4 protein-coding genes and 1 pseudogene are annotated in these 4,954 nt (G+C 53.3%); all 5 read left to right on the forward strand.

The annotated features are described in order from the left end of the window. Positions 1-1,212 (forward strand): heavy metal translocating P-type ATPase (locus R6V78_RS01680; RefSeq protein WP_410287587.1); only part of this gene is annotated, 1,212 nt, incomplete at its 5' end. 157 nt (positions 1,213-1,369) lie between these two features. Further along, positions 1,370-1,558 (forward strand): SHOCT domain-containing protein, encoded by a 189-nt coding sequence (locus R6V78_RS01685; protein ID WP_410287588.1) that lies wholly within the window; start codon positions 1,370-1,372, stop codon positions 1,556-1,558. Positions 1,559-2,102: 544 nt separating this feature from the next. Next, on the forward strand, positions 2,103-2,747 hold the full coding sequence (locus R6V78_RS01690) for a hypothetical protein (protein WP_410287589.1): 645 nt from the start codon (positions 2,103-2,105) through the stop codon (positions 2,745-2,747). Then, a complete protein-coding gene (locus R6V78_RS01695) occupies positions 2,747-4,387 on the forward strand; it encodes a transposase (RefSeq protein ID WP_410287590.1) in 1,641 nt (546 codons plus the stop codon). The genes R6V78_RS01690 and R6V78_RS01695 overlap by 1 nt, the downstream gene beginning before the upstream one ends. Before the next feature lie 194 nt (positions 4,388-4,581). After that, positions 4,582-4,954 (forward strand): annotated as a pseudogene (locus R6V78_RS01700) (hypothetical protein); the annotation flags it as partial.

Here is a 4,954-nt window from a genome sequence, read left to right on the forward strand (position 1 = left end):
CTGGCCGACATCGTAGCCGCCTATTTCGTGCCGACGGTTATCGGGTTTGCGGTGGCGGCCTTCATCGTCTGGTCGCTCATCGGGCCTGAACCCCGGATGGCCTATGCGCTCATCGCCGCGGTCTCCGTCCTGATCATTGCCTGCCCGTGTGCGCTCGGATTGGCCACGCCCATGTCCATAATGGTGGCCACCGGCAAGGGTGCCACCGTCGGGGTTCTTTTCAAGGACGCCGAATCCATAGAAATCCTGCGCAAGGTGGACACGCTGGTTGTGGATAAAACCGGCACTCTCACCGAGGGCAAGCCGAAGCTGACCGACGTGGTTGCGGTGGAACCAACCGACGAACGGACGCTTCTGATGCTGGCCGCCAGCCTGGAAAAGAGCAGCGAACACCCCTTGGCAGCTGCAATCGTCGCGGGTGCCGGCGAGCGGGATATCGAACCGATGGAACCTGAAAATTTCAACTCCCACACCGGCAGGGGTGTTTCCGGGCGCGTGAACGGCAAGCAGGTCCTGCTGGGCAATGCCAAGCTGCTTGAAGAATTCCAGGTTGAGGTCGGGCCGCTCGAGGGCGAGGCGCAAAAGCTGCGAAGTCAAGGCAGAACCGCCATGTTTGTCGCCGTGGACGGCAAGGCCGCCGGCCTGGTGAGCGTGTCGGACCCCATCAAGGAATCGACACAGGAGGCCATCGACAGGCTTCACGAAGAAAACGTGAAAGTCATCATGCTGACCGGTGACAACCACACCACCGCCAAAGCCGTGGCCGATAAACTGGGTATCGATGATTTCGTGGCTGAAGTCCTGCCCGAAAACAAGGCCGAAACAGTCAAAAATCTTCAAAAAGAGGGTCACATCGTCGCCATGGCCGGAGACGGCATAAACGATGCGCCCGCCTTGGCCCAGGCCGAGGTCGGCATCGCCATGGGCACGGGAACGGACGTGGCCATGGAAAGCGCGCGCGTGACCTTGGTCAAGGGCGACCTTCGTGGCATCGTGCGGGCGCGCCTTCTGTCAAAGGCCACCATGCGCAACATAAAGGAGAACCTCTTCTTTGCCTTCATATACAACGCCCTCGGCGTGCCCATCGCCGCCGGCGTGCTCTATCCGGTCTTCGGGTTGCTGCTTTCTCCCATGATCGCCGCCGCAGCCATGAGCTTCAGTTCGGTGTCGGTCGTGGCAAATTCGCTGCGGCTGCGCAGTATCAAGATATGAATTGATCCTCTGAGGAGACGAACATGAAGATAAAACACTTGCCTTTCCTACTCGGCCCCCTTTTTTTCTTTCTTTCTGGTCCTGCACTCGATATCCGATGGGCCAATCGGGGCCCTACGGCGGCCACATGATGGACTTCTGGTTTGGTGGAATATTTATGTGGCTGATTTTCCTGGCCGTGGCCGCATTTCTCATCTACATCTTTGTCATACAGCCCAGGAGATCCGGTGAATCGGGGGGAGGACAGCCGAGAGAGACACCCCTGGATATCCTGAAAAAAAGATATGCCAAAGGAGACATCACAAAAGAAGAATTCGAAAGTCTGAAAAAGGATATTGAAAACTAGTGCCTGCCTATCCTGGCATAACCGGCAGGCACATTTGATTTCAGTTCCTTAAGCATGCAGGATAATGCAGCGAGCTTGACCTATTTGCCGCATTAATAAACAAATCTGTAGTTTCCCAATTTTCTAGCAGAGCCGGCAGCGGGCAATCAATCGCGCCTATCCAAAAATATGCAACAATAACAGTGGGTTGGTAAAAATGGGGTCCTTCGTAACCTATTGAAATTGCTACGAATATCGGACCGATTTTTTGCCGATTACTTCTGTATTTTGAAATATTTCAGACGTTTATAGTGGGTTTCGAGGCCCTGTTGTGCTATGCCCGCAAATGACGGTTGGATTTCTGTAAAGCCTTATCGATATTGAATCTCTCTCAGCTGGAAATTTATGAACAAGTATGCGTTTTGCCAAAGATCCGGTATTTGAGGCTACTTTTGGCGTATTTTCTTGAATAATCAGCCGAAAAAGGGTTGATCCAGGGCCCGCGATAGTGATAATATATGCGCAATTTAGGTTCTATTGCGCATATATTATCAGGCGGTGGGCCATGGATGACAAAAAGGTTCTGGAGAACTTCCGGCGACAAAAGATCGCCACCATCGAACAACTTGTGCAGTGGCTCAAGTGTTCGGTGATCACCGTGAGGCGACGGCTGAAAGAATGGCGCAGTTTAACCAGTATCAATCAAAATGGCCGCTACTATACCCTGCCCGAGGTGCCCGTGTTCGATCCGAACGGTCTATGGCGCTATCAGCGGGTGCTATTTTCAACGCATGGCAATTTGAAGCAAACGCTCGTGGCGATGATCAACAAATCGGCCAGGGGCCTGAGCGCCGTCGAGATTGCGCGGCTTGTGGATTTACCGTTCAACAGCTCTTTCATCTCGCGCATGGCCCGGGTGCCCGGCGTAAAGCGCGAAAAACATGAGGGGCGCTTTGTCTATTTTTCGGCAGGGCCCGAGATTTACACCCTTCAGCAGCACGCACGGGCCAGCGACCGCAAGGGCGCAGGCATGCCGACCGATTCGGAGGCGGTGATGATTTTGGTTGAACTTGTAAAAGATCCCGGGATCGGTATCGAACAGTTGGCCACGCGGATTGCACATCAGGGGCAATGGGTTGAGCCCGAAGCGATCCGGGCGTTTTTAGAGAGGCACGATCTGGTAAAAAAAACTGCGGATACCCGGCAGTGATGTGGCTGAGCCACTACATCGCAAAGATTACCGATCAGCACCGCGCTGCGAGCCTTTTTCCCGAAAAACCGACCATCGATTTCTATCCCCGCAGCGAAGGTTCCAGGGGCGGGCTCCGGGTGATCAAAGCCAGTAAAAAGACTGTCATCACCCTTACGATCGGTCCCTTTTGCGCCAGAGAGACGATTTTACAAGACAGTGCGGGGAGCCTCTTTAGCAGCCGACAACTGCGCGCGCTTACGCCCTATCGGTGTACTTTTGGTTACGATGTGCTCGTTTATGTTGGCCGCGCACTGTTTGTCGAGGGCTACAATGAGCGGCAGATCATGGCGGCCTTGGGACGAAAGAACGTGCCGATATCGGCACGCGAGATCTCCTATTTGGGTAAAAAGTTTATCGCCTACCTGGCACTGGCACACCGGCAGAGCCGTAAGCGGCTGAGGCAGGCGATGGTGTTGCGCGGCGGCTACATTTTGCATCTCGACGGCACCTGCGAAGGCGACAGTTTGCACCTGGTTAGCGGCATCGACGGCATCGCCCAGATCGTGCTGGACAACATCAAGCTGCCATCTGAAAAGGCCGTGCTGCTGATCCCGTTTTTACGCCGGATCAAGCGCCAATACGGCGAACCGCTCGCGCTGGTGCATGATATGGGCCATGGGTTGATGTCGGCCATCGCGTTCGTGTTTGCAGGGGTGCGGGATTTTATCTGCCACTTTCATTTTTTACGCGACATCGGCAAGGATTTGTTTGAAAAAGAATACGCTTTGATCCGCAACCGGCTAAAGAAGCACAAGATCCGCTCCGTGCTGCGCCAGCGGATCAACGTATTGAAGAAGCTTATCGGTGAAGATGATAGCAGCGTCCGTCGCCTGGCCACCGACATTGACCGCGGCAGCATTGATCCCCTGGCGTTGCCAAAAGTGCCGCTGCTTGGCGCTTATACCCTCATTCACTGGTGCTTTGACACCTCCGCACTCGATGGTTACGGTTTTCCTTTCGATTGCCCGCATTTGATCTTCTATCGAAGGTTGAAAGCTTTACATGGTTTGATCGACAAGCAATCGATCCGCAGCAGGGAGCTTGCGCGGCTTTGGCGGCCGCTGACACGTATTGTTGAAGACCAGCAGCTTAGCAAAGCGGCGATCCAGATGCAAAAGAAGGTAGAGGTATTTGAAAAGCTGCGCGAAGCTCTGGCGATCGCGCCGCCGGAGGGCAAAAAAGGCCTTAACGACGATGGTCGGGATGCGGACATCAAAAACATCGAGAAGAAAGTAGAACTATTTCGCAAAATGATCCCGGACACCGAAGAATATCAGAAGATGCGCGCCCAGATCGATAAGTATTGGGAGAAGCTTTTTGCCGACCCGATCACCGTCGATACACCGGACGGACAGGTCACGATCCAGCCCCAACGTACGAACAATTTGATGGAGCGCTTTTTTAGGGACATCAAACGCTGCAGCCGTAAAAGATGCGGCACGATATCGCTGAATCGAACGCTGCGCACGATCCTTGCCGATACGCCGTTGGTGAAAATTTGGATAACCCCGAGTACCAAAAGATCATCCTCGATGGTTGCAGCACATTGGAAGAGCGCTTTGCGAAAATCGACTCTCGCCTGGCGACAGAGAAATTGAAAGACGAGAAAAGGAACCAGCAGCGGATCAGTCCCGAGATGAAAAAGATTATCCGGCGACCGGATCTGCCCGATCGACTCGTTGCGTTATTGGCTGATCAGCAATATTGATGCCAACCGTTATTTGCGGGCATAGCTGTTGTGGTATGTTCATTTTTGACCGAAACAAACCACCACAACAGGAGGAACCTCGCAATGATCACACTACACGACATCCTCGAAAAACTCAAAAGAGAATTTGCTCTTTCTCGAAAAGGCGACGAACGCGGAATCTGGTTTGTCTACGCTTATCGCGGTCATCATTCCATTTACTTCTTCCAAGACTTCCAATCTGCTCCGTTGCCTGCAAACGCTTTTCGGGTTTACCGGCATGGCCAAAAAAAAACGCTTTTACACCTTCATGGCAAAATACCCTGGAGCCAGCTGTGGCAATCGCTATGGAAGATGATTCCTGACCCTCTGACAGATGGCCGGTTGCTCCTGGCCTTGGATGACTATATCAATCCGAAGACGGGAAAGAAGATCTTCGGCTGCAACAAGGTCTTTGATCATGCCGCCAAACAGAATC

Origin of the sequence: Desulfosarcina sp., assembly GCF_046496365.1 — a bacterium.
Lineage (GTDB): Bacteria > Desulfobacterota > Desulfobacteria > Desulfobacterales > Desulfosarcinaceae > Desulfosarcina.